The sequence below is a fragment of the Burkholderia sp. AU30198 genome (genome assembly GCF_020419825.1).
GTDB lineage: Bacteria > Pseudomonadota > Gammaproteobacteria > Burkholderiales > Burkholderiaceae > Burkholderia.
The window spans coordinates 1-24,767 of record NZ_JAIZSA010000026.1; the positions used below are offsets into that span (position 1 = coordinate 1).

The window sequence follows — 24,767 nt, forward strand, 5'->3', positions numbered from 1 at the left end:
TCGCGTTGCCCGAGTCATCGCTCGTCGACGACATGTACAGGAAGTTGTCGAGACCGCTCATCTGCTGCTCGATCACCTGCGTCACCGTGTCTTCCACCGTCTTCGCGGAAGCGCCCGGGTAGTTCGCCTGGATCTGGATCGTCGGCGGTGCGATCGTCGGATACTGCGCGATCGGCATCTTGAAGATCGATGCGACGCCGGCCAGCATCAGCACGATCGCGATCACCCACGCAAAGATCGGGCGATCGATAAAGAACTTGGCCATGAAACGGACTCCTTGTTATTGCGCGGCCGACGCAGCGGTCGAACGCGCGGCGGCATTGGCGGCGGTGCTCGCCGGCGCGACGCTTGCCGGTGTGCCGGACGCTGCATCCGGCGCCGGCGCGAGCTGCGCCGCGACAGTCTTGACGGTCGCACCCGGGCGCACCTTGTCGACGCCCTGCACGATCACGTGATCGCCCGCTTCCAGACCGCCTTCGACGATCCAGTCCTGACCGTAGGTGCCGGCCGTCGTCAACGGACGCGTCTCGACCTTGTTGGCCGCGTTCACGACCAGTGCGATCGCCTGCCCCTTCTGGTCGTGCGACACCCCGATCTGCGGCACCAGGAACGCGTTCTCGTTCACGCCCTCCTCGATCCGTGCGCGCACGAACATCCCCGGCAACAGCACGCGGCCCGGGTTCGGGAAGATCGCGCGAATCGTCACCGAGCCGGTGGTCTGGTCGACCGTCACGTCCGAGAATTGCAACTTGCCCGGCTCCGAATAGGTCTTGCCGTCTTCCAGGATCAGCGACACTTTTGCCGCGCCCGGGCCGCTCGTCTTCAGCTTGCCGCTCTGTACGTCCTGGCGCAGCTTCAAGCCGTCGAGGCTCGACTGCGTGAGGTCGACATACACCGGGTCGAGTTGCTGCACCGTCGACATCAGCGTTGCCTGGCTCGCCTGCACGTACGCACCCGGCGTCACCTGCGAAATGCCGACGCGGCCCGAAACCGGCGACACGACATCGGTGTAGCCGAGGTTGATCTGTGCGGTATCGACTGCCGCCTTGCCGGCCGCGACGTCCGCCGCGGCCTGGCCTTGCGTGGCCACCGCGTTGTCGTAATCCTGCTTGCTGACCGCGTTCGCGGCCACCAGCACCTTGTAGCGTGCGACCAGCGCGTTCTGCGTGACGAGGTTCGCCTGCGCCCTCGCAAGCGTCGCCTTTGCACTATTCAGCGCAGCGACGTACGGCGCCGGGTCGATCTTGTAGAGACGCTGGCCGGCCTTGACGTCGGTGCCTTCGGTGAATTCACGGCGCAGCACGATGCCGTCGACCCGCGCACGCACCTGTGCAACGAGGAACGCGCTGGTGCGGCCCGGCAGTTCGGTAACCGCGGGCACGGCCTGCGGCTGGACGGTGACGACGCCGACTTCCGGTGTTTGCGGCGGCGGTGCCGATTCTTTTTTTCCGCACGCGGCCAGGAAAACGGCAGCCGTTGCAGCAGTGATTAAGCGGTATGGAACCCGTTCGACGCGCATGGAGCGACCTCTCACAAATAGACGACCTTCAATGGGAATCACCAGATCTCCTCGTGACCTGCACGCGCGGCCGGAATGCTGTCGCTTCCTGTTTGCCGCGGATGCGGTCGCGTATGTCGGGCGTGCGTTGCGCCCTGTGGAGCGTTCGTTCGTCGAACTGCTTCCGTGGAAAAAGAACGATGAGCCCGCGACTCTGGCGGGCCTGCGTTGCTGGGGCGACCAACCGGGCCGCTAGCTCGCGGGCCGGAACGCGGCGCCGGCGAATTCGACGAATGCCCGCGCAGCGGCCGGCAGACGCGCGGTACGCGCATGCGCGAGCTTCAGCGTGACGGGCGCGAGCGGGCGGACCGGTGCAACGCGCACCAGCGTGCCGGCCGCCAGATCGGCGTCGACGAGATACGCGGGCAGCACCGCGGCACCCATGCCGGCCACAGCGAGCCGCCGTGCCATCTCCAGATGGCCGACACCCGTGCTGCCGCCCGGCGTCGCATCGGGTCGAAGCGCAGCCGCATCGTCGTCGCCGGCCGCCGGCAGATCGAGCCGCACGGCCGCGATGTCCGGCCAGTCGCCCGACGCGGCCGCGCCGCCGTGCGCGGCGACATAACCCGGCGCCGCGACGCGCACGGATTCGTATGCGGCCAGCGTGTGCAGCGCGTGTGCACCGGACACCGGCATGCCATCGGTCAGGAACGCGACATCGATGTCTTCGGACGTCAGATCGACATGGGTATCGGTCAGCGTCACGGTCGGCCGCACGTCCGGAAACCGGTGCACGAAACGATCGAGCAACGCACTCAACTGGCTGAGCCCGAACGCGACCGGCGCGGCAATGCGCAGCGCACCTTCCGGCTTGCTGCCCATCGCGACGAAACGGCCGTCGATCTCGTCGATCGCGCCGAGAATCCGCTCGACACGCGCGAGATACAGCTCGCCGATTTCCGTCAGCGACTGGTGGCAGGTGCTGCGTTGAAGCAGACGTGCGCCAAGGCGCGTCTCGAGCGCATCGACCAGCCGGCTCGCCATCGCCGTCGACACGCGCAGCCGGGTTGCCGCCCGGCGAAACCCGCCTTCCCTTGCCACCGTCACGAATGCCCGAATCGATTGAAGTTGGTCCATTTGTCCGGATTCCTCTGCGCGGTCGCCTGCCTTGAAGCCTCCACCCGTCGCCGCGTCGCGACCGACATGCAGCGGCCCGGCCAATGCGGCGGCCCCGACGCCGGCTATGCCGGGTCGGTGCCACGCTCGCGCCAGGCGCGCACCGGCATGCAACGGACGCAAGCCGGCCTCGGCTGGCCCGATGCACGAACAGATGAGTAGCAGTCCTGAGTCTTTTCCAGCGCTTCGCAACGGCAATGCCGGCGGATACCACCGGCCATGCGACGGTCAAACCCGCATCGCCCGTGCGCACTGGAATACGTTTCTTTCAGCAGGTGCAATGGTATGAAAACCGCCGGAAAATCGCTTGCCCGATCCTCCGATTGTTTTGCCTTAATTTCCGAATTTGTGCGCCGCACACCGCGCAACGACGGGCCATGCGGTCGCCGGCCGTGCAGATCCGGATGATCGGGCTAATTTCCGACAGGTTTAGGCAATCGCGTGCACGCGACTCGCCGTACGATGTGACCGCCGTGCCGGCCCCCTGCCGGGACACCCACCGGGAATCGCCGCCGCGTACCTTGCACCGGCCACTCCGCCATCCGCTCACCCAATATGGAAATCGACGCCCGAACGCTGCCGCTACAGCGCATCACGCCCACTCACGCCCCCCGGTCGCCCACGGCCCGGCTCGCTGCGCTGATCGCCGCCTACGCGCCGCACGACGGCACGTTCGAGCTTCCGGTGCGTGGCATGCGCGTCGCGCGCGCGGCCGCGTCGCCGCCGCACTGGAACCATGGCGTGCATCACGCGTGCGTAAGCATCGTCGGGCAAGGCGCGAAATCGATACGGGTCGGCGACGACACCTACGAGATCGACGAATCGCGCATGCTGGTGGCGACGGCCGACGTGCCCGTCACCGGCCGCGTGACGTGCGCGAGCCCGGCCGAGCCGTTCCTTTATATGCAACTGGAACTCGACCCGGCCCGCATCGCGGCACTCACCCCACGCGTGTTTCCGCGCGGACTGCCGAAGGCCGTCGACTGCGGCGCACTCGACACGCACGATGCGCCGCCGGAAATCGTCGACGCCGTCGTGCGGCTGATGCAACTGATCGCGCAACCCGACGACATCGACCTGCTCGCGCCGCTGATCGTCGACGAAATCCTCATTCGGCTGCTACGCGGCCCGTCGGGTGCGCGGGTCGCGCAGGTCGGCCAGGGCGATTCGACGACGCAGCGCATCTCGCGCGCCGTCGCTTGGATTCGCGACCACTACCTCGATCCGATGACGGTCGAATCGCTCGCGCGACAGGTGGACATGAGTCCGTCGACGTTCCATCACCACTTCCGCGCGGTCACGTCGATGAGCCCGTTGCAATGCCAGAAGGTGCTGCGGCTGCAGGAGGCACGCCGCCTGATGTGCCTGTCGGCGATGGATGCGCGGCAGGCGTGCCGCAGCGTCGGCTATGTCAGCGCGTCGCAGTTCAGCCGCGAATACGCACGCCTGTTCGGCGATGCGCCGGGCCGCGATGTCCTGAAGCTGCGCGACGCAGCGGTGCCGCTATCCCGCGTCGCGCCATAGGCCGGTTACCTCACGCGCGCGGCGCACGCGAGCGCGTGCCGCGTTTCGTTCCGACGGCATTCGCATGCTCGGCCTGCACGGCTTCATCGATGCAGCGGAAGAAGTATTCGGCCGACGACGCGAGCACTGTGCTGTCGCGGAACAGCAGACAGAAAGTGCGCGCGGATGGCTGCCCGACGAGATCGAGCAGCGCGGCGGCCGGCCATGCATACGCCTGATTCCGGACGATGTCACGCCGCCGTTCCAACGTTCCGCCGTTGAGCTGTTGCCCCGGCCGGCTGCCCCGTCACGCGAGTGCGGGCGGTGCAGCCTGGCTGACGTCGACGCGTTTCGGCAGAACGCCGGCCTGGTAGAACACGTCGGCGATGCGCTGCTGATAAGCGAGCGTGTCGCGCGTGACGGGCTCGACACCGAAGCGCGCGCGGCGAAATGCGAGCGCCACCGCCGGCTCCGGAATCCCCCAAAGCTTCGAGAACTCGGCCGCGCCCTGCGCGCGGTTCGCATCGAGCCAGCGCTGAACCGCCGTCAATTCCGACACGGCCGCATCCAGCACGTCGGCATTGCGCTGCGCATACGTGCGCGACGCAAAGTAGTAGCCGCGATTCTCGACGAGCCCGGTGCCGTCCGCGACGATGCGCGCGCCGAACGCCTGCTGGACCACCGCGAGAAACGGATCCCAGATGATCCACGCATCGACCGAGCGATTCTCGAACGCGGCCCGCGCATCGGACGGCGACAGCCAGACCGGCGTGATGTCGACATAGTTGAGCTTGGCGGCCTGCAGCAGCCGGACCAGCAGGAAGTGCGTGTTCGATCCCTTCACCAGCGCGATGCGCTTGCCGCGCAGGTCCGCAAAGGTCCTGACCGGCGAATCCTTCGCGACCACCACCGCCTCGGCCGCGGGGCCGGCCGGCGTCTGCGCGTAATAGACGAGCGGCGCGCCAGCCGCGAGCGCAAAGATCGGCGGTGCCTCGCCGACATCGCCGAAGTCGATCGATCCCGCATTCAGCGCCTCGAGCTGCGGCGGCCCCGACGGAAACTCGGTCCACGTGACGGTCACGCCGAGTGTCGCGAGCTTGCTCTGCAACGTGCCGCGCGCCTTGAGCAGGCTGAGCGGCCCTTTCTGATAGCCGATGCGCAACGTCCGCGCGCCGGCCGTGCTCGCGAGCGCGAAGCCCGGATGCGCAGCGGCGCCCGCCGCGATCGCCAGGCCGGCATGCAGAAGCCGGCGGCGGGTTGTGGAGTGTTGGTCTGCCATGTCGTATCGGGTTCGATGAAGGGGATACCGCTTGCGCACGCATGCGATGAAGCCGGTCGAACCGATTCTAGAAGGTTGGCGCCACGTATCGAACCAACGATGTTCGATATGGAAAGCAAGCGCTTTCATAAGGGCACGCAGGCTGCCTGGACATCATTGCCCGGGTCCGACAGGACTCCATACTATTTGTTCGATTGATGCGCAACGTCGTGCTCACCAGCCGACGAGGCGACCTCAGGACTTGCAGGAAGCGTGCAGTTCAGCCTCGTCGATGGCCAGCATTTCGGGCACGCATTCGCGCAGGAAATCGACGAACGTGCGGATCTTCGCATCGAGATACTGACGCGACGCGTACAGCGTGTAGACCGTCAGCTTCTGCAACCGGTAGTCGGGCAGCACGCGCACCAGCGCGCCGCTCGCCAGCGCGGGGAGTGCCGACGACATCGGCAGCGAACCGATGCCGAGGCCGGCGCGCAGTGCGGCGCCGAGCGCATCGGCGATGTTCACCTGGAAATCCGGCGACGGCAGGTCGAACGTCTCGGGACCGTCCGGGCCGTCGAGATGCCAGCGATCGCGTGGAAATACCGGCGTGACGATCTGCAGGCACGCATGGCCGTCGAGCTCGCGCACCGTGCGCGGTGTGCCGCGCTCCTCGAGATACGCGGGCGACGCGCACAGCACGCTGTGTACCTCGCCGAGCCGCTGCGACACGAGCCCCGAATCGGGCAGCTCCGTCGCGCTCAACTGCAGCGACACGTCGTAGCCTTCGTCGATGATGTCGGGCACGTGCTGCGACAGCGTCAGCTCGACCGCGACCGATGGATAGCGTTGCCGGTAGCGCACGACCGCGGGCACCACGTAGGCCTGGCCGAAGCTCGTCGTCGCATGGACATGCAGCCGTCCGGACGGCTTTGCCTGTGCGTCGGCCGCCTCGGCTTCCGCTTCGTCGATATAGCCGAGGATGCGCTGGCAGCGGTCGAGATAACGCTGCCCGGCATCGGTCAGCGCGATGCGGCGCGTGCTGCGGTTGAGCAGACGCGTGCGCAGATGCGTTTCGAGCTGCGCGACCGACCGCGATGCGTAGGCCGTCGTGATGTCCAGGCGCTGGGCCGCGCTCGTGAAGCTGCCCTCCTCCGCCACCCGGACGAAAATGCGCATCATCTGTAACGTGTCCATCGACCTGTCCCCGGGATTGAGATCACGTCGCGCCACCGTGCGGCCATGGTGCCGGCGGCTCCGGCGCAGGCCGGTCTGGCGCGAATTGTGCGGAACAGTACAGCAGCAGTGCGAACGTGTCCAGTTCGCCGTAGCGGCGTGATCCGGATGCCGAACCGTGTCGCCGAGCCGCCGTGCGCGCGGCGTACGGGCCGGGCGCCGACGCGACCGGACGCCCCCGCACGCGAACGGCACCGGATCGGCAAAAACGACCCGGCGACCATGGTGCCGCCTCGCGATTCACGTCACGTATCGCACATTACGCCGTGGCGACCGCATCGAACGGGTTGCGCAACACGATCGTGTCGTCGCGCTCCGCGCCGGTCGTGATCATCGATACCGGTGCGCCCGCGACCGCTTCGATGCGCGCGATGAAATCCTGCGCGGCGCGCGGCAGTGCCGCACGTTCGCGGATCCCCTTCACGGTGCCGCGCCAGCCGTCGAACCGCTCGTACACGGGCTTCGCGCGCGACTGCGCGTCGAGGCTCGCGGGCAGATGATTGACCCGCACGCCATCGAGTTCGTAGCCGACGCACAGCTCGATCGACTCGAAACCGTCGAGCACGTCGAGCTTGGTGAGCGCCAGCGAATCGATGCCCGAGATCCGGACGGCCTGACGCAACTGCGCCGCATCGAGCCATCCGCAGCGGCGCGGCCGGCCGGTGTTCACGCCGAATTCCTGCCCGCGTGCGCGCAGCGTTTCGCCGGTCGCGTCGGACAGCTCGGTGAGGAACGGACCGCCGCCGACCCGCGTCGCATACGCCTTGGTGACGCCCAGTACGTGACCGAGCTTCGACGCGCCGAGCCCCGTACCGGCCGCCGCCGCCGAGGCAACGGTGCCGGACGACGTCACGAACGGGTAGGTACCCCAGTCGATGTCCAGCATCACGGCCTGAGACCCCTCGAACAGGATGCGCTCGCCGCGCTCGGTCGCGTCGTTGAGATCGGCCCAGACGGGGCGCACGAACGGCAGGATCCGCGGCGCGAGGTCGACCAGCGTCGCGAGCATCGCGTCGCGGGAATACTCATCGAGCCCCAGGCCACGGAACCACGCGTTGTGATGGTCGACGAGCACATCCAGTTTGGCGGCGAGCTGGCCCGGTTCCGCGAGATCGCCGACGCGCAGCCCGCGACGCCCGACCTTGTCCTCGTAGGCCGGCCCGATCCCGCGCAGCGTGGTGCCGATGGGCTCGCGGCGCAGGCGCTCCTGCGCCTGGTCGATTGCCCGGTGGATCGGCAGCACCAGCGTCGCGTTCTCGGCAATCGACAGGTTGTCCGGCGTCACCGACAGCCCGAGCTCGGCCATCCGCCCGATTTCCGCGAGCAGCGCTTCCGGATCGAGCGCTACGCCGTTGCCGATCACGCCGCGCTTGCCGCGCACGACACCGCTCGGCAGCAGCGCGAGCTTGTACGTCTTGCCGCCGACGACCAGCGTATGACCCGCGTTGTGGCCGCCGTTGTAGCGTGCAACGAGATCGGCCTGTGCTGCCAGCCAGTCCACGACGCGCCCCTTACCTTCGTCGCCCCATTGGGCGCCCACGACCACCACGTTCGACATGCTCCGCACTCCGTGTGAGAAATTCAGACAATTTTTCGGCCGAGCCGGCCGTTTGTGTGCCATATTGGCGGAGCTTGAGCACCCGATCAAACGATTAAACCTGAACTTTCGTGTGAGTAAATATCACACGAAACGACGCAATGGCCCGACGACTCCCTCCGTTGAATTCGCTGCGCGCGTTCGAAGCCGCCGCGCGCCTCGGCAGCTTCACGCTGGCCGCCGACGAACTATGCGTGACCCACGGCGCGATCAGCCGGCACGTGCAGCAGCTGGAGGCGTGGCTCGGGCGGCCGCTGTTCGAGCGCCATAACCGGCGGGTCGAGCTGACCGACGCCGGCCGCGCGTATCTCGCCGAGGTCGGCGCGTCGTTCGACCGGATCGCGCTCGCCACCGCGCAGCATTTCGGCCATGCGCAGCAGCGCGTGCTGCGCGTGAGCGCACCCGCGACGTTTTCGTTGCGCTGGCTGGTACCGAAGCTGTCGTCATTCCAGGTCGCCCACCCGGCCATCGAGGTGCGGCTGTCGACGTCGAACGAGCCGATCGAAAAGCTGCGCGACAAGGTCGACCTGATCGTTCGCGGCGGCCCGCAGGCCGTCGACGGTTACGTTGCCGAGGAATTCCTGTCCGAAGTCCGGCTGCCGGTGTGTGCGCCGAAGCTGCTGGAGGGGCGCCCGTTGCATACGCCCGCCGATCTCGCCGGCTTCACGCTGCTGCACGCGGCTACCTATCCCGGCATGTGGCCCGAATGGCTCGCGGCAGCCGGACATCCGAATCTCGTGCCGCGACAGTCGCTCACGCTCGAGCATTTCTATCTGACGCTGCAAGGCGCACTCGACGGGCTCGGCATCGCGATGGGGCCGATCGCCCTCGTCGCAGACGACATCGCCGAAGGCCGGCTCGTGCAGCCGTTCAGCGAACCGGCGCTGCCGCCGTGGCGCTACTTCACGTACGTGGCCTCCGCACGCGCGAACGACGACGCGGTGCGGGCGTTCAAGGACTGGTTGAAGGTAACGGGCAACGCGGCTGCGCCGGGCGGGCGGTACTGACTGCGTTTGCGTACCGGTCGTGCGCGTCAAGACATGCAGGAATGCGAATCAAATAACGCAAGCGTATGAACACGTTTGCCGTTGTGGATACCAGATACCAGGAAGGTTGCTTTCGATGTGCGCCGCGGGTCCGCGGCGCACCCGGCAAGCCGCGGACCCGCGGCTTGCCGCCGGACGACGCTTACTGACCAGCGCCGGCGGCTTTCTTCTCCGCGTTTTGCAGGTTCTGCGGATAGTTCGGATCATTGGCCGCCGGCTTGTAACCGGCATCTTCGAGTTTCTTCAGCTCGGCGCTGTTCTTGGCACGCGCAGCCTTGCGCTCGGCCTTGTGTTGGGCCCTGGCCGCCTTGCGTGCCTGGCTCTTGGCCGCCTTGGCGTCCTGTGCGGCGGGCGCGCTGGCGTCGGTCTGCGCAAACACGGGAACTGCCGAGCCGAACAGGAACGCGGCTGCCGTAGCAGCCAGCGTGAGTTTTCTGATCTGGATTCGCATCGCTGAACTCTCTTTTCTGGTTTATCACGGATTGAAAGACCATCGAGATACCGCCCCTGCCCCGATCGGTCGTCATGCCGCAATCGGGACCTGTGCATCATAACCGCGTCTCGAAAAATGTGGCGTCATCGTGGCAGCAGAATTGGGATACACGTATGGGAGAAGATGTGAATATCGCTCGACCGTCACCGGGAGGACAGCTGGAACTGTGTATCGCGCTGTTGCGGTAACAGGAAACGGTCGATGTAGCCACGCTTCCGTGACGCGGATCGGTAATTTACGCACAGCGCGGTGCGGTGCGACGTACCAATGACTGTTTCGTCGGCGGTGTTGCCGGCGGGCTTGTGCTTGACCTGCCCGTCATCCGACCCATCGCGATCACAGCCGCAGCAGTCGACCTGTGCATCACGTTGCCGGTCGCCGCGGTTCAAGCGACGGTTCCCTCCCATAAACGACCACGCATCGGTTTTACGGCGATCGAGGCACGCGCAATCGCATTGCCACAGCGCGCGGCATTCGACCCAGCAACCAATCGATGAACTGTGATGCGCCGGGAGACCTGAGCCGGTACAACGCGCCGCGGTGTGGTGTGGTCCCGTGGTCCGTCTGACAAAAGGCGTGGACGCGTTGCCTGCGGTGAAAACATCCGCCGGAATCATTTCACGACCACGCAGACGGCGCCGCACCGATGTTGCGATGCTCGCCGGGCGAGCGTGGCACGTAGCGTCGAGGTCGCGGGTACGTCTGTGATCCGCCTGATTCTGCTCGGAAACGCATCGCGCAACGTGCGCGAACCACAGGTTTTTGATTGTGCGGCTTTGACCGCCGGCATCCCGACGGGTGTTGCTGCCCGCACAGCGAGCCGATACCGGTGGCCTCGTCTAGTTGGTGAGCTTTTACAGGATTCGGAAGCGTCCGAAGGTGAGAACGTTCGGGATCATCGCTCGCATTCGGTTGCGGTGAGCTTCGTGGGCGCCCGCATTTTCACTTTGGCTCGTGTCGTGCATCAGATCGCTTCAGGAGCCGGCCGCATGTTGCGGACGGCGCCGACCCCCGGTTCATCCCCGGAAGCCGTTCCTGGATGTCTTCTCGCGACCCGGAGGCACAGCATTGCTCTTCGGTTGGCGGGTTCAAAGGTAGAAAGTTGGAAGACTTTGGGGCGGTGAAGTGACGCGTGTCGATTTCCTCTGTGCACAGCTCACAGGCTAAATCTGACGAGAGGCGCGGGCAGGCAGTCGGAAAAACTTGTCTACAGGCAGGGGGCCCATGAGTGCAAAAAAGCCCTTCGCCCGCGATCCCGGAAGATTTCAAACTGCTGTGAACGAAATCGAAGAGATCATCGTTTCCGGTCGCTGATTGGCTTGGCTGCTCGACAAGCGCTGCTCGCGAGGTTGCGGAGCCGGTTTTTTGATCCCATAGACGGGAACCTGTGCCTGTAAAGAACAGTTTTCTTCCCGTTTTTCTCCCATAGGTTTCTACGTTTCCGTTGATGTGAGTATGTACTCACCTCTTCTGGAAGCCTTGTCGGGCCTGGAACCACTGTGGAACGGGGAGCCAGACCATCGTTTACCAAGCCTGAATCGAAGCATCGCAATGCTTGCTGCACCATAGACGGCTACCCATTGGTAGCGGTTTATGGGGCTCGTCTTTTTGTGGAGGCGCACGTGTGTTTACATCTTTTGTAAACCACGTTTACTTCTTTAACTACTTTTAGACGGCTCACAGCCTTATCTGACAAGGGTTTGATGGGTGTTCGGTACCCATTTATGGGAGCACAGGTGGAAGGGTCTGGGGTTTCAGGTCTGTGGATTTGGGGTTTGGGGTACCGCGTTGTGGGGAATCGGGGTTGTGGATATGGGGTAAGCGTACCCGGTTATGGGAAATTGGCCTGGAAACGTGTTGGGTAGTCTTCTATGGGAATCCCTGCAGGTAGCCTTTTATGGGGCACGTTTTTCGATCCGTGAATGGGGAGGTGCACAGCGATTTTCTTGTGGTAGCCGGTTATGGGGCACCTCAAAGGTAGCCGGTTATGGGTGGTATTTGAGGCCGCTCGATTGCATTTCACCGAGATTCCCGGTGGCGGGTTCCCATGGACAGGATCGATGGCGCGAGCAGGTAACCTTTTATGGGGAAAACAACAGGTTGCCGTTTATGGGAGCGTTGTCTGCCTTCCGGGCCAAAATCAACGCCGGCAACGCGGCTGACGTCGCTCGATAGGTACCCTCCTGTGGGAATCGATGAAGGTAGCAAGTTATGGGAAGAAAACGCGACTGTGCTGCAGAGCATCACGAATTTGCCCAGCGATCTCGATTCTGCGCATTTGCTTCCCATGGATGGTTACCTTCCCGAGGGCAAATCTCGTGCCGGGTTTCCGTGTCCGGGTACCAAAGGTAGCGGCTTGTGGGAGGCATTTTTGTCGAAAGGTAGATGGATATGGGGTTCCGCACAGATTGTCCGATTGTGAATTTCCCTTTCGTATCTGCAGGTTAGCCGCGATAGTGCAAGTAAAGCAGCAACCGAGGCGTTGCCCGTTGACGCGAAAAGGTATAAAGTCCGCTCTCAACAAGGTCACCTTATCCGGACATTACGATGCCGCGCAAGCCCGCAAGCAAAGGCTCAGACAAACAGGTTTCGCTGTTTCAGACACCCGAGCCTCCCGACTTGCTGCGCAAGGCGGTCCAGGCGATTCATATCGCGCCCAAGTCCGGAAAGATCGGTCTGCAGCAACGCAAGATGTTCAGCTCGCTGATCAAGAACGCGCTTCGGCAGGAGGCGTTCGAGCCGGGCCGGACGAGCTTCTCGATCTCGATCGCGTCGCTTTCGCACGAGAGCGGGTTGAACAGCAACAACACGAAGTACGTGAAGGACACGGTCAACTCGCTGATCAGTACCGTCGTCAACTGGGACTACCTGGCCGCGGATCGCTCGACGGTCTGGAAAGCGTCGGGCCTGCTCGCCGGCGCGGAGCTCGAGCAATCGGTGCTGAAGTACAGCTTCTCCGACCAGATTCGCAGCGAGTTGCTCAATCCCGAGATCTACGCACTGATCGATATGCGGATCGCCCGCGAGTTCCGGCGGTCACACTCGCTCGCGTTGTGGGAAAACACCGTGCGCTACGAGGGGATCGGCATCACCGCGAAGATCCCGCTGCCGAAATTTCGTGACCTCATTCTCGGTCAGGACAAGGCGTCGCAGTCGTACAAGGAATACAAGCTGTTCAAGAGCAAGGTCCTGGTGCCGTGCATTCAGGAGGTGAACGAAGTATCGGATCACACGCTCGAGTTGATCGAACACAAGTCCGGCCGGAGCGTGGAAGCCGTCCAGTTCAAGGTGACGCGCAAGCAGAGCGCCGATACGGTGGAGGAAGGCGACGTCAAGAACGAAGCGCTGGTCGAGGAGGTCGCCAAGTTCGGCATTCCGCGTTCGGAAGCGCGGCGTCTGATCACGCAGTACGGCGTGCAGCGCATCAAGGCGGCGATTGCCTATACGCTCAATCGGACTACGAAGAAGAATGCGGCGCCGGTCGACAATGTCGCCGCGTATTTCCGCAAGGCGCTGACGCACGGCTACACGCTGGCCGACGGACAGGGAACGGAGGCGGCCGCACCGGCGAAGGAGTCCGCGCAGAGCAAGCAGGAGCAGATTCGCGACAAATATCTGGCGGCGAAGGTCGACGAAGCCGGCGCGTATTTCCGTGAACTGGAGATCGACGACCAGACCAAGCTGATCGATCGTTACAACGAGACGGTGGCAGGCTCGAAGGACCTGACGCTGTCGCCGAAGAAGAAGGCAAGCAAGCTCGCGCAGACCAGCTTCTTCCGATGGCTGGCGCTGGATACGTGGGGCGAACCGACCTCGGACGACTTGCTGGAATTCCTGCTGAAAAGCAGTCTCGCAGGTAACTGAACGAGGCCTCGCAGCCGGGTGTGTATCGCGCGTCGGACATTGTCGTCCGGCTTCGCGATGCAACGCGGATGCGAGGCCTTCTGCTTTTGGCGCGTTACTGTTGCGTGGCCGCTGCCAGTTCGGCAACGTACGCGTCGATGACGGTCTTGAGCTTGTCGGCGAGTGCCTCCTGGTGCGATGCGTCGACGCCCTTGAGCTGCAGATCCAGACGTCCGTCCGGATAGGTCTTCAACTGGCCGATCGCTCGCGATTCGAGCGCGAAGTCGTGACGAACGCTGTAACGCGTGCGTCCCGCTTTCTTGCTGCCGTCGCTCTGTGCACGCAGGAAATTCTCGAGATCACGAACCGATTTTTTCCGGTCGATCACGGCCGTCAGCAGCCGGTCGGCCGTCGGCTCGCCCAGGCGTTCGAAGATCAGCTTCAGGAAGTACGCCGCCTGCAGGCCGACCACGTCGTTCGCGCTGGCCATCCGTTCCAGGAGTGTGTTCGGGAGCGCGTTGAGCGACAGCGTCTTGCTGATCGACGCCTTGTCCTTGCCGATCTTTTCCGCCAGCGTGTTCTGGTCGGAAAAGACCTTCTCGTCGAGGAGACGCTTCCACGCGACCGCATCGTCGAAGATCGTCTGGCGTTCGTGGTCGTGGTTCGCGCGATACGCGATCGTATAGAGCTGCTCGGGCGTGTGGTCGGTGCGGAACGTGGCGTTGATGGATTCATCGCCGTTGATGCTCGTCGCGCGGAGTCGGCGTTGCCCGTCGATCACCACGAGCTTGCCAGGAAACTCCGGGAGCCGCGTCACCTTGATCGGCTCGATCTGCCCTTCCCGTTTCAGCGTCAGGGCGAGCTCGTGCAGGCTCGACTCCGAATAGAACACGCGCGGGTTGAACGGGTTCGGGATGCAATCCTTGACCAACACCTTCTGCGGCGCGCCAAGTTCCGGTGTGCCGGCGGGCGTGGCCGCGGCCGGGGCGCTGGCGGGTGCCGTGTCGACGACAGCATTCGGTGCGGCCGCCGACTCCGGCAGCCGCGTTTCGAGGGCCGCATTTTCCTGCGCGAGTCCGCGCAGCAGGCCGGCTGCGAGATGCAGGTTGCCGGTCGGCTTCTTGTCTTTCGAGGTGTCCTTAGCCATGGGCGGCTCCGGTAGCGCGCGTCGACGCGATGTAGTGGGCCATTTCCGTGACCAGCTTTTCGATTTCCGCACGGGCTTCTTTCAGGCCCTTCAGGTATCGATTGTGATGATGGATCGTGGTGCCGAGCGCAAACGTCTGACGGTAGACCTCGCGTTGCGCGATCTGGCTGTCGAGCAGATGCTCCCCTATTTCTTCAGCCCTTAGAATCTTTAAAATTTCTTCACGCATTTTAGTTTTTCCATTAACACTATTCAGCATTAATGCGGAAGAAAGATTAGGGTTACGGACGGACCGCATCGACTCGATCATGCGGATCATCGCGACGGTGCTGTAGAGATCGGCCGGCGACGGCGACAGCGGTACGAGGCAGAAATCGGCGACTTCGAGTACGGATGCAATGCGCGGATCTTCGAGGTTGCCGGGACAGTCGACGACGATCACGTCGAAGTTCGCGTCCTGCTTCTTGATCTCGCCGCCGATGCCGCGACCGGCAGGGGCCAGTGAGAGGACCGTCATCGGCAGCGTGTTCTCGCCGCTCGTCACCCACCGGACGGATGTGCCTTGAGGGTCGGCATCGATCAGGGCGACCTTGTTGCCGCCGGCCTCGAACGCAGCCGCGATATTGACGGAGATGGTTGTCTTCCCAGTCCCACCTTTTTGATTACTGACGGCGATCTTGAAAGCCATTAAATTTCTCCACGGAGTTTTGCGTAATATATGCAGTTACTATCAAAATGTCCAGAAAAGCCTTCGACACAATGCATGTCTTTGTGATCGATGTGGTTGTCACGTGACAAGTGGGCCGAATGGCTAACGAGTCAGTCATAGCTGGTGTTCGAGTAAAAATAAAATTGTCTGTTACGTTCGAAAAGGACATACGAAGTTCGAGAGAAAATTCGGTGGACTTCAACGTCGATGCCAGAGTTAGCGCATTGAGATTAGTCGCACGATCTCCCTTTGTTCCCGACGGAAATCATTGAGATTCCAGTAACTTGATTACACGGATGCCGTCGGTAGAGCCGGTTGTCACGTGACAAATCGCAGGGTTTGATTCTTCTCGGCACCATCCGACACCAGCAAATCTTTGATTCGATCGCGCTTGTAGATATGACGAGATCATTGCAATACCCGATATCTGTCTTTGGCCTGGCGCGACTGCCGTCAGGGAGGCGAGTTGTCACGTGACAATCGATACGGAGCGAGAGGCGACGTCGGCACTGAGTCGCCTGTCAGGGGAAATTTTGATCGAACTCCGTTGATCGTGAACAGGTAGATCGATAAAGAAGGGATTCGCCACTGCTGGATCGTCACGAAATACCGCTTCCGAGCGGGTTGAGCCGTGAGTTGTCACGTGACAACTGGAGAGTTGTATTGGGGAGCTCGAGTGTCGAGGTGGACATGCACTGCATGTCGGTTGGGACGCACCTTTGCCGAAGCGTCTGAGTCATCAATTGGCCTAGATCCGCTGCGCTCATCGTCGGCTAGCCACATTCAAGTCCCAGAGGAGACGTGCTGGTGGGCTTGATGAACGACACCCCACAATGTGTATTGTGGGCGCATTGATGTGGCCCCATTTATTCGGAGCGCTCGGACTCAACTTCGCCGCATACGCTGGCCGGCAGGGGAGGGCATTGCGTGGTCACGAATACTCAGCATGATGGCCAGCGCAGTCAGGCACTTCTACGCGACAGCGGTTTGTGAGGCTCCGATTGGCGACAAATTCCTGTACTGAAGGCCATGAGACAACTCAAACGGGCCGGATCGTGAAACATTTTCTAGAAATGCGGTGTTCGTGGAAATCGTTGTCTAGCAATGGGTTGTGCCATATTCTTCATGTTGTTTCACGCAAAATCGAAGAGATCACCCCTGTAAATAGGGGCGTATGGTCATTTCGCGATCCGCGCGTGGAAGTTCGCGTGAAAGCACTCAGGATTGTCGTTTTTGATACGTAATATGTGGTATTTGAAACGAATTGTGCGTGGCTAGACGTCGGAGACAAATCGAACTGCCGCAGATCACGTACATTACGGCGCGTTGTCGAGTCTCTGATTGGATGTGCCGCGCCAGTGATCAGCACGAGTTGTCACGTGACAACGCGCGCTCCGGCTACACCATTCGTTGGATTGCAGCGTGCCGCGAGAATCCCGGTACCAGAGAGTTTGTGGCCGAGTGTCCGGAAGACAATAAGGTGACTCGGTCGTTGAAAGTGGGCGAAGTCCTCATCAGTTCACGAGGTCCGTATGAGGCGGCTTGCATGTGGCCGATTGATGCTTGCGAGTTCGGGTACACGTCGACGTCGCGAGGCGCTCACCCACCGCTCGATACTCAATAAGACATTCCCAGCCGGCCGCCGAGCAATCAATCCTGAGTTGGCAAGAAGCGCGCATCCCGCGGCATTCGTCTGACTCACTCGGATCGATCGCTCACGCGTGAAGCCGATCCACCCAATGTGCGGTGATCACCAAAATCGGCATCCCCTATCTCCGGGGCCGTCCCTGCGATCAATAAGTCGCTGCGACCGACAGAACGACGTCCGCCCCGCTCCGCAGGCTATCGATATCTCTCCGCGGTGAATTGCCGAACAACCGGCTGTATTCGCGGTTGAACTGGGTCGGGCTCGCATATCCGACCCTGAACGATGCCGACGTGGCGTCGAGCCGCTCGGACAGCATCAACCGACGTGCTTCATTGAGCCGCATCCATTTCTGGTATTGCAGCGGACTCATGCCGGTGAGCTGACGGAAGTGGTGGTGGAAGGTCGAACTACTCATCTGAACCTGCGCGGCCAGATCGTCGACTCGCAGCGACTCGTCGTAGTGGGTTCGCAACCACTGGATCGCCCGCGACACCCGGTTGCCCTGACTGCCAGCGGACGCGATCTGACGGAGACGGCCACCCTGGTCGCCCGTCAGCAGCCGGTAGTAGATTTCCCGCTCGACATACGGTGCGAGAACCGCAATGGCGTTCGGGTCATCCAGCAATGCCAGCAACCGGTTCACGGCGTCGTAGAGCGGTTCGGTCATATCGCCGACGACGAGGCCGCGGCCTGCGGGAGCTTCCTCGTGATCCGGTGCGACCTGCGTCATCAGTTCGGCCATGACGCGAAAATCAAGCTTGAGCCCAATGCCGAGAAACGGTCTTTCACGGCTGGCCTCGATGACCTGAGTCGATCCGGGCAAGTCGAGCGACGTGATCAGAAAGCGGTTGGCGTCGCACAGATACACATCCCCGCTCTGAATGATCCGCTTCGTGCCTTGAACCACGAGACCGAAGCTCGGCTCGACCATGCAGTCCATCGGTTGCGTTGTCGCCTCCCTTCGATGGAGGCTCAGGTTAGGAATGTCCGTGGTGAGGTGGTCGACGCCTTCTGTCCACCTCGCGACGCGCTCTGCGAGCGTCTGCCGCAGGTCGTTCTCTCGGCTATGGCTGGTTGAGCGGGGGGCTGCAAGGTTGAGCGCAGCGATGGCGGCGTCTGATTGGCCGGGTGCCGGATGCATGACTTCTCTACTCAGGTAATCGGATGTACAGGCAGCCAGCCGACGTGGGGTACGCCGGCAACGCGCCTTCCGGAGTCGCGGTGTGGCCGCGCTCCCGGGAAAAATGCGCCGACCGGTGGGCCTACTTCGTCGCTTGCGACGCGCAAAGCGACCAGCGGCGCGATTTCGTGGCAACAGACGTCGCGCGCTCGTCCACCGTGCGCCACCACCGCTCGCCCCGGTGCGGCTCGTCGAGCGCGAGGCGCTCGCCCATCCTGGGCGTCGACAGGTCGACGCCACGCACGAGCGCCAGCGCCGTGACGCGCTCGAACGGCTCCTGCCAGCGGTGCATCGCGAGATCGAACGTACCGTTGTGGATCGGAACCAGCCAGCGTCCGCGCAGATCGATGTGCGCCTGCACGGTCTCCTCCGGCTGCATGTGCACGTACGGCCATTGCGTGTTGTATGCGCCTGTTTCGATCAGCGTGACGTCGAACGGCCCGAGGCGCTCGCCAATCGTCCGGAAACCGTCGAAGTAGCCCGTGTCGCCGCTGAAAAACACACGCAAGTCGTCGTCGACGATGACCCAGGATGCCCACAGCGTGCTGTTGCCGTCGAACAGGCTGCGCCCGGAAAAGTGCTGGGCAGGTGTCGCGGTCAGCGTCAGGCCGGCCACGTCGACACTCTGCCACCAGTCGAGCTGACGGACTTTCTTCGCGTCGATGCCCCATTCGATCAGGCGGTCGCCGACGCCCAGCGTTGTCACGAACACATCGGTGGTTGCCGCGAGCGCGAGTACGGTGTCGCGGTCAAGATGATCGTAGTGATCATGCGACAGGATTACGCCGCGCAGCGGCGGAAGATCTTCAAGTGCGATCGGCGGCGCATGGAAACGCTTGGGGCCGATGCGTCGAAACGGCGACGCGCGCTCGGCAAACACGGGATCGGTCAGCCAGAATTCGCCGCGCAGCTTGAGCAGCAGCGTCGAATGGCCAAGCCGGTACAGGCTGCGATCGGGCGCCGCATCGAGGTCCGCGCGGGTCAGCGAATCGACGGGCAGCACGCCTGCGGGGACGGTATTGCGTGGCTTGTTGAACAGCATGTTCCAGGCGATCCCGAGCGTCTTGCCCAATCCCTCGGCAGGACGCGGCGCGACATTGCTGAAGCGCTCGCCATTGTGTTGCGGCGAGCCGTCAGACAGCGCGCGGCCGCGTCGGGCGGCCGCAAAACCCAGGATGCGATGAATCAAAACGAGTGGCGATGCCATGTCGGTTCGTCCGGAGAATAAAGTACACTAAACAGTGTAGTTTATTTTTGGGATAAGTAAACTGCCCGGTGTAAAATTTCTGAATGGACACCAGCACTCCCCCTCAGCGCCTGACCGATCGAAAGCGCGCGGCCATCGTCGACGCGGCCATCGAGGAATTTCTCGCATCAGGTTACGACGCGACCAGCATGGACCGCATCGCTGCGCGCGCGGACGTGTCGAAGCGCACGGTCTACAACCATTTCCCCGGCAAGGAAACGTTGTTCGCCGCGATCCTGCAACAATTGTGGGATGCGACCCGAACCGGCGGTTCGCCGACCTATCGTGCCGACGTACCGCTGCGCGAGCAATTGCTCGCGTTGCTGGATCGCAAGATGCGCCTGCTCAGCGACGAGGCCTTTCTCGCGCTCGCACGCGTCGCGATCGGTGCGGCCATCCATTCGCCGGAACGTGCGCGCGACATGGTCGAGCGTCTCGGCGAGCGCGAGGAAGACATGACGGTCTGGGTGCGAACGGCCGCTGCGGCTGGACGCCTGGCCGTCACCGATCCGGTGTTTGCCGCGCATCAGCTGCACGGTGTCGTGAAGGTATTCGCGTTCTGGCCGCAGATAACGATGGGCCAGCCGCCGCTGGAGGCGCAAGAACAACAAAAAGTCGCGGAATCTGCCGCCGACATGTTTCTCGCGTATTACGCGCGACCGGAAGACCGCGACGCATCACGCGCTGCAACGGGCTGATCGTGCATCCGGTCGAACCTGCGCGGATCGTAACCGGCGCGATGCGCATGATCGACGCGCGTCAGGCAGCGACGAGCCGGCAAACCGGCAAACCCGCGGAAGCAAACGCGGAACCGCCCCGCATGAAGGCGGGCCATCCAGTAGAAACCGGCGATGCGGCCGGCGCACCTGAAACCGAACGCGAGTGACGACGAATGAAGACGCTGTTGATCGTCTATCACACGATGACCGGAGGCACGCAACAGATGGCCGAAGCGGCTGCCGGCGCGGCGCGCGAGCAACCCGGCGTCGACGTCAGGCTGCAGCGCGCGGACGCGACCAGCGCAGACGACGTGCTCGCCGCCGACGCCTACCTGTTCGCCACGCCGGAGAATCTCGCGGCAATGTCCGGGTTGATGAAGGATTTCTTCGACCGCAGCTACTACGCGGCGCTCGATCGCGTGAACGGCCGCCCGTATGCGGTGATGATCTGCGCGGGAAGCGACGGACAGAACGCGTTGCGCCAGATCGACCGGATCGCGACCGGATGGCGGTTGAAGAACGTGGCGCCGGGCCTGATCGTCTGTACGCACGCGCAGACGCCGGAGCGCATCCTCGCGGCGAAGACGATCGACGGCGACGACCTCGCGCGCTGCGCCGAACTGGGCGCCGGTCTTGCAGCGGGACTTGCGCTGGGGGTTTTCTGATCGCCGTTTGCGTGACAGCGACGCTCGGCCGGCGCGAGGCCGGGTCGCCGCTCGTGTGTGCACGCAACGCATGCACGCTCGTGCGGCACCGATCCGGCGGGCACAGGGCTGGCCGAAGGCCGGGCCCTTAGCTGCCTTTTGCCGTCGCCGAAGGCCGATGGTATTCGGGCCAAAGACGTTTCACGAGACCGCGCGATGCGCCATAGGCATGGCAGCTGTCGATCTTGAGCGGTTTTCCTTCGCTGTCGCGCTCCTCGAGCGATGACTTCCGCATGCCGACCATCGTCTGGTAGGCCGTGGTGGCGATCGGGCCGAGCAATTCCTTCAGGTGCGTGCACGTATCGCAGGACGGCAGGCGCTTGCGAACCTCGCTGTTCCAGCCGGCACCGATGCTCAGTCCGACGAGCGCCTGCAGCGAGTCGCCGCCGCCCGGGCACTGCGCATATGGATGCGACCGGAGGAACGTCGATACGGCGCGGACGACCATGTCGGCGTCGAAGACCAGCGTCACGCCGAGGTCGTGGATCGGCGACAGCGCAGCGACCGTCCGCGTGCCGCCAGGTGGCGTGAAATCGAAGGTCTTGCGATCCGCGAGGCAGGCCGTTACTTCGAACTGGCCGTCGCTGCGCCGATAGCCGCGCATGTCGATTTGCCGATGGTGAATCTCCTCGCGCGTGATGCCGTCGTGCGGGATGTCGGGTGGGGGAACCATGTCTCTGCTCCGTTTCGTACAACCGGTTCTTTTCGCAGGCAAGCGGGATGTCGACGGCTGGCCTGGCCAGGTGCGCGGCGAAACGGCCGCAGCAGGTTGCCGACGACATCGATCCGGCCATACTACGCACTTTTCGGCATCCTCGTACGCCACGGGATCGGTGCGGACGCAACGAGTCGTGTACGGGCACCGATGTCATCGAAGGAGGGAACCGCACGTCGCGACACTTGCGCCGCTCGATCGCCGCGCGCCTCGCATTGCCGTGATCGTTGAATGGCACGCGGCCGACGGTGTTTTCCGGGATGCCGAGTCGTCCGGGGCCCGGGACGCCCCAAGGTGGCACGATCGCGTTCGACATCCCAAGGCGGAATACCGCGCGTGTGGCGTCGATCGATGCGGCCGGGTCGATTGCCGTGCGCAAGATGGCCCCGATTTCCGCCGAAGTGGATGAACGGCGTGACTTCCGGAAACGTATCCATATAATGCGCAACACGACCGCACGGACGCATTTCCGGTGCCCCGAATCGGGCCAATGCAGACCAGCGAGTCAACCGGCCGTCGCGCGTACCGGTATACTTCCACTCCTGCCTTGTCCGGCATCGTGGCCGGGTGCCTGAAAACAGAGTGGCGTGCGCGATGCGGCCCCGTAGTGTTCCGCATCGGCGGCAGACGGGTCGTCCGCATGGCGGCGAAGCTTTTACGCCGCGCGGCATGGCCGCACGAACCACACCTTATATTCCTGGTGGATTGAATTTATGGGTTTTGAACAACTTGCCGAATTGCGGGCGCAGCTCGCAGCGAAGGCCAAGCAGGAGCGCAACGCGAAGCGGCCGGCAGCGCCGGCGGACACCGGCGCGAAGCCGAAGTCCGGCGACCAGCCGCAGCGTGGCGCCAAGCCGGCTGCGGCCGGCGGCAAAGCACCGCATCGCGCGAAGCCCGCTGCGGCGAAGCCGTCGGCGCCGGTCGATCCGGTCATCGTTGCGATCGGCAAACTGCAGCGTAAGTTTCCGCGTGCGTTCCCGAAGAATCCGGCCCCTAAAGTGCCGCTCAAAGTTGGCATTTGGGACGACCTCGCGCGTGAAGCACAGGCCGTCGGGCTCAACGAAGCCGAACTGCGCGAAGCGATGTCGACGTGGTGCCGTGGTAACCGTTACTGGTCGTGCCTCGTCGAAGACGCGGTGCGGGTCGATCTGCAGGGCAACGAAGCAGGGCGCGTCACGCACGACGACGCAGCGCGAGCGCGCCGGCTGAAGGCGCGCCGCCCCGGCAAGGGCACGGCGCAGTCGACCAAGGGCGCGCAGCAGCAGCCGAAGGCCGAGCAGCAAGCCGAGGCCGCCGCAGCCGAGGCCGCCGCAGTCGAGCCGCAACCGGCGAACGTGGAAGCGCAAACCGACGCAGTGCCGCAAACCGACGCAGCACCGCAGGTCGAGCAGCAAACGGCCGGAAACGAGTAACCGGCACCGCGCCGCTGCATACCGCAGGGCGCTGCCTCGCATGCATATCGCCTGCGGCGAATGACACGACAGGCTGACCTGCCTCGAAAGAGGCAGGTCAGGACTGCTCTCACCGGCGCTCGACGTGCCGGGTCCTCATCCATCCCGCCTCGAACCGACCACGCGATCGAACGAAGAACGTTCGTCGATCGGCGCTGCATGCGCGATGTGTCGACGTTGTCGTATGCGCACGGACGGTACGCCCATTCTTAACGCGGCAACGCTTCATTCAATTAATTCGGTTTCCTAAAATAGAGTCATGCCGGAACCGTCGATTGGCATGTGGGGGTTCGCATCCGGTCGTCGTGACATGATGACGCGCGATAATCTCGACCGGGTCGTCAGGGCGCGCAGCAAGCTGGCCGGTGCGATGCAGCTTGCATTTCGAAAGGTACGGAAAGCCGACTGCGACACGACCCGACGCCACAGCCGGCGCCTTTCAACGTCAATTCAAACCGAATCATGCACTCGAGACATTCCGCGATTCTCGTCGCGCTTACCGCTGCCGCGTTGTTCGGCGCCGCGACACCACTCGCCAAGGCGTTGATCGGCGCGATGTCGCCGTTCATGGTCGCGGGCCTGTTCTATCTCGGCAGCGGCGTCGGGCTCGGTATCGGGATCCTGCTCCGCCGCCTGCACAACCGTCATGCGCCGACCGCAGATGCCGCGCCGCTGCAGCGCGCCGACCTGCCGTGGCTGGCTGGCGCGATCGCGGCGGGCGGCGTGGCCGGCCCGGCTTTGCTGATGCTCGGGCTGTCGAGCACACCAGCAGCGACGAGCGCATTGCTGCTCAATCTCGAAGGCGTGCTGACGGCCGTCATCGCGTGGGTCGTGTTTCGCGAGAACGTGGATACGCAGGTGTTCCTCGGGATGGTCGCGATCGTCGCCGGCGGCACGCTGCTGTCGTGGACGCCGGGCCGGTCCGGTGTACCGGTCGGCGCGTTGCTGATCGTCGGCGCATGCCTGTGCTGGGCGATCGACAACAACCTGACCCGCAAGGTGGCCGCGAACGACGCGATGGTCATCGCGTGCGTGAAGGGGCTGATCGCGGGACCCGTGAACATCGGCATCGCGCTGGCGACCGGTGCGACGCTGCCGGCTGTCCCGGTCACGGCCGCCGCGATGCTGACAGGCCTCGGCGGCTACGGGATCAGCCTCGTGCTGTTCGTCGTCGCGCTGCGCCATCTCGGTAGCGCGCGCACCGGCGCGTATTTCTCGATCGCGCCGCTGTTCGGCGTCGTGCTGTCGCTGCTGATCTGGCCCGCACTGCCGCCCGCGACGTTCTGGATCGCTGCCGCGTTGATGGCGCTCGGCATCTGGCTGCACGTTCGTGAACGCCATGAACACACGCATGCGCACGAGCGGCTCGAGCACACGCACCGGCATCGGCATGACGAACATCATCAGCATGCGCACGATTTTGCGTACGACGGCAACGAACCGCACACGCATCCGCACGTGCATCTGCCGATCACGCACAGCCATGCGCATTTTCCGGACATTCATCACCGGCACCGGCATTGACCGCGTCATGGCCGGCAGGCAATACGGATCGCAAGGTGACCGTTTATGGGGCGTGCGCCGCATCGCGTGCGCAT

General features: G+C 63.7%; 22 protein-coding genes. 8 read left to right on the forward strand and 14 right to left on the reverse strand.

Features of this window, described 5'->3' with window-relative positions:
- From LGN19_RS35795 to LGN19_RS35805, 3 genes are all read right to left on the reverse strand, one after another.
- A partial coding sequence (locus LGN19_RS35795; RefSeq protein ID WP_226219836.1) for an efflux RND transporter permease subunit occupies window positions 1–265 on the reverse strand: 265 nt, incomplete at its 3' end.
- 15 nt (window positions 266–280) lie between these two features.
- Window positions 281–1,519 carry an efflux RND transporter periplasmic adaptor subunit gene (locus LGN19_RS35800; RefSeq protein ID WP_226219837.1) on the reverse strand — a complete coding sequence of 413 codons (1,239 nt, stop codon included), beginning with the start codon at window positions 1,517–1,519 and terminating at the stop codon, window positions 281–283.
- A gap of 231 nt (window positions 1,520–1,750) precedes the next feature.
- On the reverse strand, window positions 1,751–2,635 hold the full coding sequence (locus LGN19_RS35805) for a LysR family transcriptional regulator (RefSeq protein ID WP_226219838.1): 885 nt from the start codon (window positions 2,633–2,635) through the stop codon (window positions 1,751–1,753).
- Window positions 2,636–3,229: 594 nt separating this feature from the next.
- On the opposite strand from LGN19_RS35805, the gene LGN19_RS35810 reads away from it, so the two are divergent.
- Window positions 3,230–4,198 carry an AraC family transcriptional regulator gene (locus tag LGN19_RS35810; RefSeq protein WP_226219839.1) on the forward strand — a complete coding sequence of 323 codons (969 nt, stop codon included), beginning with the start codon at window positions 3,230–3,232 and terminating at the stop codon, window positions 4,196–4,198.
- A 10-nt stretch (window positions 4,199–4,208) separates the two neighbouring features.
- Here LGN19_RS35810 and LGN19_RS35815 read toward each other — a convergent pair whose 3' ends face one another.
- From LGN19_RS35815 to LGN19_RS35830, 4 genes are all read right to left on the reverse strand, one after another.
- Window positions 4,209–4,445: a hypothetical protein gene (locus LGN19_RS35815; RefSeq protein ID WP_226219840.1), complete on the reverse strand. Its 237-nt coding sequence runs from the start codon at window positions 4,443–4,445 to the stop codon at window positions 4,209–4,211.
- Between the two features lie 39 nt (window positions 4,446–4,484).
- On the reverse strand, window positions 4,485–5,456 hold the full coding sequence (locus LGN19_RS35820) for an aliphatic sulfonate ABC transporter substrate-binding protein (RefSeq protein WP_226219841.1): 972 nt from the start codon (window positions 5,454–5,456) through the stop codon (window positions 4,485–4,487).
- 234 nt (window positions 5,457–5,690) lie between these two features.
- A complete protein-coding gene (locus tag LGN19_RS35825) occupies window positions 5,691–6,632 on the reverse strand; it encodes a LysR family transcriptional regulator (RefSeq protein ID WP_226219842.1) in 942 nt (313 codons plus the stop codon).
- Between the two features lie 298 nt (window positions 6,633–6,930).
- A complete protein-coding gene (locus LGN19_RS35830; protein ID WP_226219843.1) occupies window positions 6,931–8,229 on the reverse strand; it encodes an adenylosuccinate synthase in 1,299 nt (432 codons plus the stop codon).
- A 140-nt stretch (window positions 8,230–8,369) separates the two neighbouring features.
- On the opposite strand from LGN19_RS35830, the gene gcvA reads away from it, so the two are divergent.
- Window positions 8,370–9,275, forward strand: a complete 906-nt coding sequence (gcvA, locus tag LGN19_RS35835; RefSeq protein WP_226219844.1) for a transcriptional regulator GcvA — start codon at window positions 8,370–8,372, stop codon at window positions 9,273–9,275.
- Between the two features lie 181 nt (window positions 9,276–9,456).
- Here gcvA and LGN19_RS35840 read toward each other — a convergent pair whose 3' ends face one another.
- Window positions 9,457–9,765: a DUF4148 domain-containing protein gene (locus LGN19_RS35840; RefSeq protein ID WP_122950234.1), complete on the reverse strand. Its 309-nt coding sequence runs from the start codon at window positions 9,763–9,765 to the stop codon at window positions 9,457–9,459.
- A 185-nt stretch (window positions 9,766–9,950) separates the two neighbouring features.
- Window positions 9,951–10,196, reverse strand: a complete 246-nt coding sequence (locus LGN19_RS35845; RefSeq protein WP_164462905.1) for a hypothetical protein — start codon at window positions 10,194–10,196, stop codon at window positions 9,951–9,953.
- A gap of 2,158 nt (window positions 10,197–12,354) precedes the next feature.
- Here LGN19_RS35845 and LGN19_RS35850 point away from each other — a divergent pair.
- Window positions 12,355–13,671, forward strand: a complete 1,317-nt coding sequence (locus tag LGN19_RS35850) for a replication initiation protein (RefSeq protein ID WP_122950233.1) — start codon at window positions 12,355–12,357, stop codon at window positions 13,669–13,671.
- Between the two features lie 94 nt (window positions 13,672–13,765).
- Here the strand turns inward: LGN19_RS35850 and LGN19_RS35855 are convergent, their stop codons facing one another.
- From LGN19_RS35855 to LGN19_RS35870, 4 genes are all read right to left on the reverse strand, one after another.
- Window positions 13,766–14,797 (reverse strand): ParB/RepB/Spo0J family partition protein, encoded by a 1,032-nt coding sequence (locus LGN19_RS35855; protein WP_226219845.1) that lies wholly within the window; start codon window positions 14,795–14,797, stop codon window positions 13,766–13,768.
- Window positions 14,790–15,485 carry a ParA family protein gene (locus LGN19_RS35860; RefSeq protein WP_122950231.1) on the reverse strand — a complete coding sequence of 232 codons (696 nt, stop codon included), beginning with the start codon at window positions 15,483–15,485 and terminating at the stop codon, window positions 14,790–14,792. The genes LGN19_RS35855 and LGN19_RS35860 overlap by 8 nt, the downstream gene beginning before the upstream one ends.
- A gap of 1,814 nt (window positions 15,486–17,299) precedes the next feature.
- Window positions 17,300–18,295: an AraC family transcriptional regulator gene (locus LGN19_RS35865; protein ID WP_226219846.1), complete on the reverse strand. Its 996-nt coding sequence runs from the start codon at window positions 18,293–18,295 to the stop codon at window positions 17,300–17,302.
- A gap of 121 nt (window positions 18,296–18,416) precedes the next feature.
- Window positions 18,417–19,541, reverse strand: coding sequence for an MBL fold metallo-hydrolase (locus LGN19_RS35870; RefSeq protein WP_226219847.1), 1,125 nt, complete (start codon window positions 19,539–19,541; stop codon window positions 18,417–18,419).
- Window positions 19,542–19,624: 83 nt separating this feature from the next.
- Between LGN19_RS35870 and LGN19_RS35875 the strand changes: the two genes are divergently transcribed.
- From LGN19_RS35875 to LGN19_RS35885, 3 genes are read left to right on the forward strand one after another with little or no spacing between them, the layout of a single operon-like run.
- Window positions 19,625–20,278 (forward strand): TetR/AcrR family transcriptional regulator, encoded by a 654-nt coding sequence (locus LGN19_RS35875; protein WP_226219848.1) that lies wholly within the window; start codon window positions 19,625–19,627, stop codon window positions 20,276–20,278.
- Between the two features lie 47 nt (window positions 20,279–20,325).
- Window positions 20,326–20,466, forward strand: coding sequence for a hypothetical protein (locus tag LGN19_RS35880; protein ID WP_226219849.1), 141 nt, complete (start codon window positions 20,326–20,328; stop codon window positions 20,464–20,466).
- A gap of 6 nt (window positions 20,467–20,472) precedes the next feature.
- Complete coding sequence (locus LGN19_RS35885) at window positions 20,473–20,964, forward strand: flavodoxin family protein (protein ID WP_174962315.1); 492 nt, start codon at window positions 20,473–20,475, stop codon at window positions 20,962–20,964.
- A 127-nt stretch (window positions 20,965–21,091) separates the two neighbouring features.
- Here the strand turns inward: LGN19_RS35885 and LGN19_RS35890 are convergent, their stop codons facing one another.
- Window positions 21,092–21,676 carry a DUF2889 domain-containing protein gene (locus LGN19_RS35890; protein WP_175223295.1) on the reverse strand — a complete coding sequence of 195 codons (585 nt, stop codon included), beginning with the start codon at window positions 21,674–21,676 and terminating at the stop codon, window positions 21,092–21,094.
- 755 nt (window positions 21,677–22,431) lie between these two features.
- On the opposite strand from LGN19_RS35890, the gene LGN19_RS35895 reads away from it, so the two are divergent.
- Both LGN19_RS35895 and LGN19_RS35900 read left to right on the forward strand, forming a co-directional pair.
- Window positions 22,432–23,130: a ProQ/FinO family protein gene (locus LGN19_RS35895; protein WP_226219850.1), complete on the forward strand. Its 699-nt coding sequence runs from the start codon at window positions 22,432–22,434 to the stop codon at window positions 23,128–23,130.
- Window positions 23,131–23,631: 501 nt separating this feature from the next.
- Window positions 23,632–24,693, forward strand: coding sequence for a DMT family transporter (locus tag LGN19_RS35900; protein WP_122950222.1), 1,062 nt, complete (start codon window positions 23,632–23,634; stop codon window positions 24,691–24,693).
- Window positions 24,694–24,767: the final 74 nt, after the last annotated feature.

Excerpts from the sequence above, each read along its gene's own strand:
- LGN19_RS35805 (WP_226219838.1), bottom strand. The coding sequence starts at position 2,635 with ATGGACCAACTTCAATCGATTCGGGCATTCGTGACGGTGGCAAGGGAA.
- LGN19_RS35860 (WP_122950231.1), bottom strand. The coding sequence starts at position 15,485 with ATGGCTTTCAAGATCGCCGTCAGTAATCAAAAAGGTGGGACTGGGAAG.
- LGN19_RS35850 (WP_122950233.1), top strand. The coding sequence starts at position 12,355 with ATGCCGCGCAAGCCCGCAAGCAAAGGCTCAGACAAACAGGTTTCGCTG.
- LGN19_RS35885 (WP_174962315.1), top strand. The coding sequence starts at position 20,473 with ATGAAGACGCTGTTGATCGTCTATCACACGATGACCGGAGGCACGCAA.
- LGN19_RS35895 (WP_226219850.1), top strand. The coding sequence starts at position 22,432 with ATGGGTTTTGAACAACTTGCCGAATTGCGGGCGCAGCTCGCAGCGAAG.
- LGN19_RS35830 (WP_226219843.1), bottom strand. The coding sequence starts at position 8,229 with ATGTCGAACGTGGTGGTCGTGGGCGCCCAATGGGGCGACGAAGGTAAG.
- LGN19_RS35875 (WP_226219848.1), top strand. The coding sequence starts at position 19,625 with ATGGACACCAGCACTCCCCCTCAGCGCCTGACCGATCGAAAGCGCGCG.
- LGN19_RS35870 (WP_226219847.1), bottom strand. The coding sequence starts at position 19,541 with ATGGCATCGCCACTCGTTTTGATTCATCGCATCCTGGGTTTTGCGGCC.
- LGN19_RS35840 (WP_122950234.1), bottom strand. The coding sequence starts at position 9,765 with ATGCGAATCCAGATCAGAAAACTCACGCTGGCTGCTACGGCAGCCGCG.
- LGN19_RS35825 (WP_226219842.1), bottom strand. The coding sequence starts at position 6,632 with ATGGACACGTTACAGATGATGCGCATTTTCGTCCGGGTGGCGGAGGAG.
- LGN19_RS35890 (WP_175223295.1), bottom strand. The coding sequence starts at position 21,676 with ATGGTTCCCCCACCCGACATCCCGCACGACGGCATCACGCGCGAGGAG.
- LGN19_RS35810 (WP_226219839.1), top strand. The coding sequence starts at position 3,230 with ATGGAAATCGACGCCCGAACGCTGCCGCTACAGCGCATCACGCCCACT.
- LGN19_RS35900 (WP_122950222.1), top strand. The coding sequence starts at position 23,632 with ATGCACTCGAGACATTCCGCGATTCTCGTCGCGCTTACCGCTGCCGCG.
- LGN19_RS35880 (WP_226219849.1), top strand. The coding sequence starts at position 20,326 with ATGATCGACGCGCGTCAGGCAGCGACGAGCCGGCAAACCGGCAAACCC.
- LGN19_RS35865 (WP_226219846.1), bottom strand. The coding sequence starts at position 18,295 with ATGCATCCGGCACCCGGCCAATCAGACGCCGCCATCGCTGCGCTCAAC.
- LGN19_RS35855 (WP_226219845.1), bottom strand. The coding sequence starts at position 14,797 with ATGGCTAAGGACACCTCGAAAGACAAGAAGCCGACCGGCAACCTGCAT.
- LGN19_RS35820 (WP_226219841.1), bottom strand. The coding sequence starts at position 5,456 with ATGGCAGACCAACACTCCACAACCCGCCGCCGGCTTCTGCATGCCGGC.
- LGN19_RS35800 (WP_226219837.1), bottom strand. The coding sequence starts at position 1,519 with ATGCGCGTCGAACGGGTTCCATACCGCTTAATCACTGCTGCAACGGCT.
- gcvA (WP_226219844.1), top strand. The coding sequence starts at position 8,370 with ATGGCCCGACGACTCCCTCCGTTGAATTCGCTGCGCGCGTTCGAAGCC.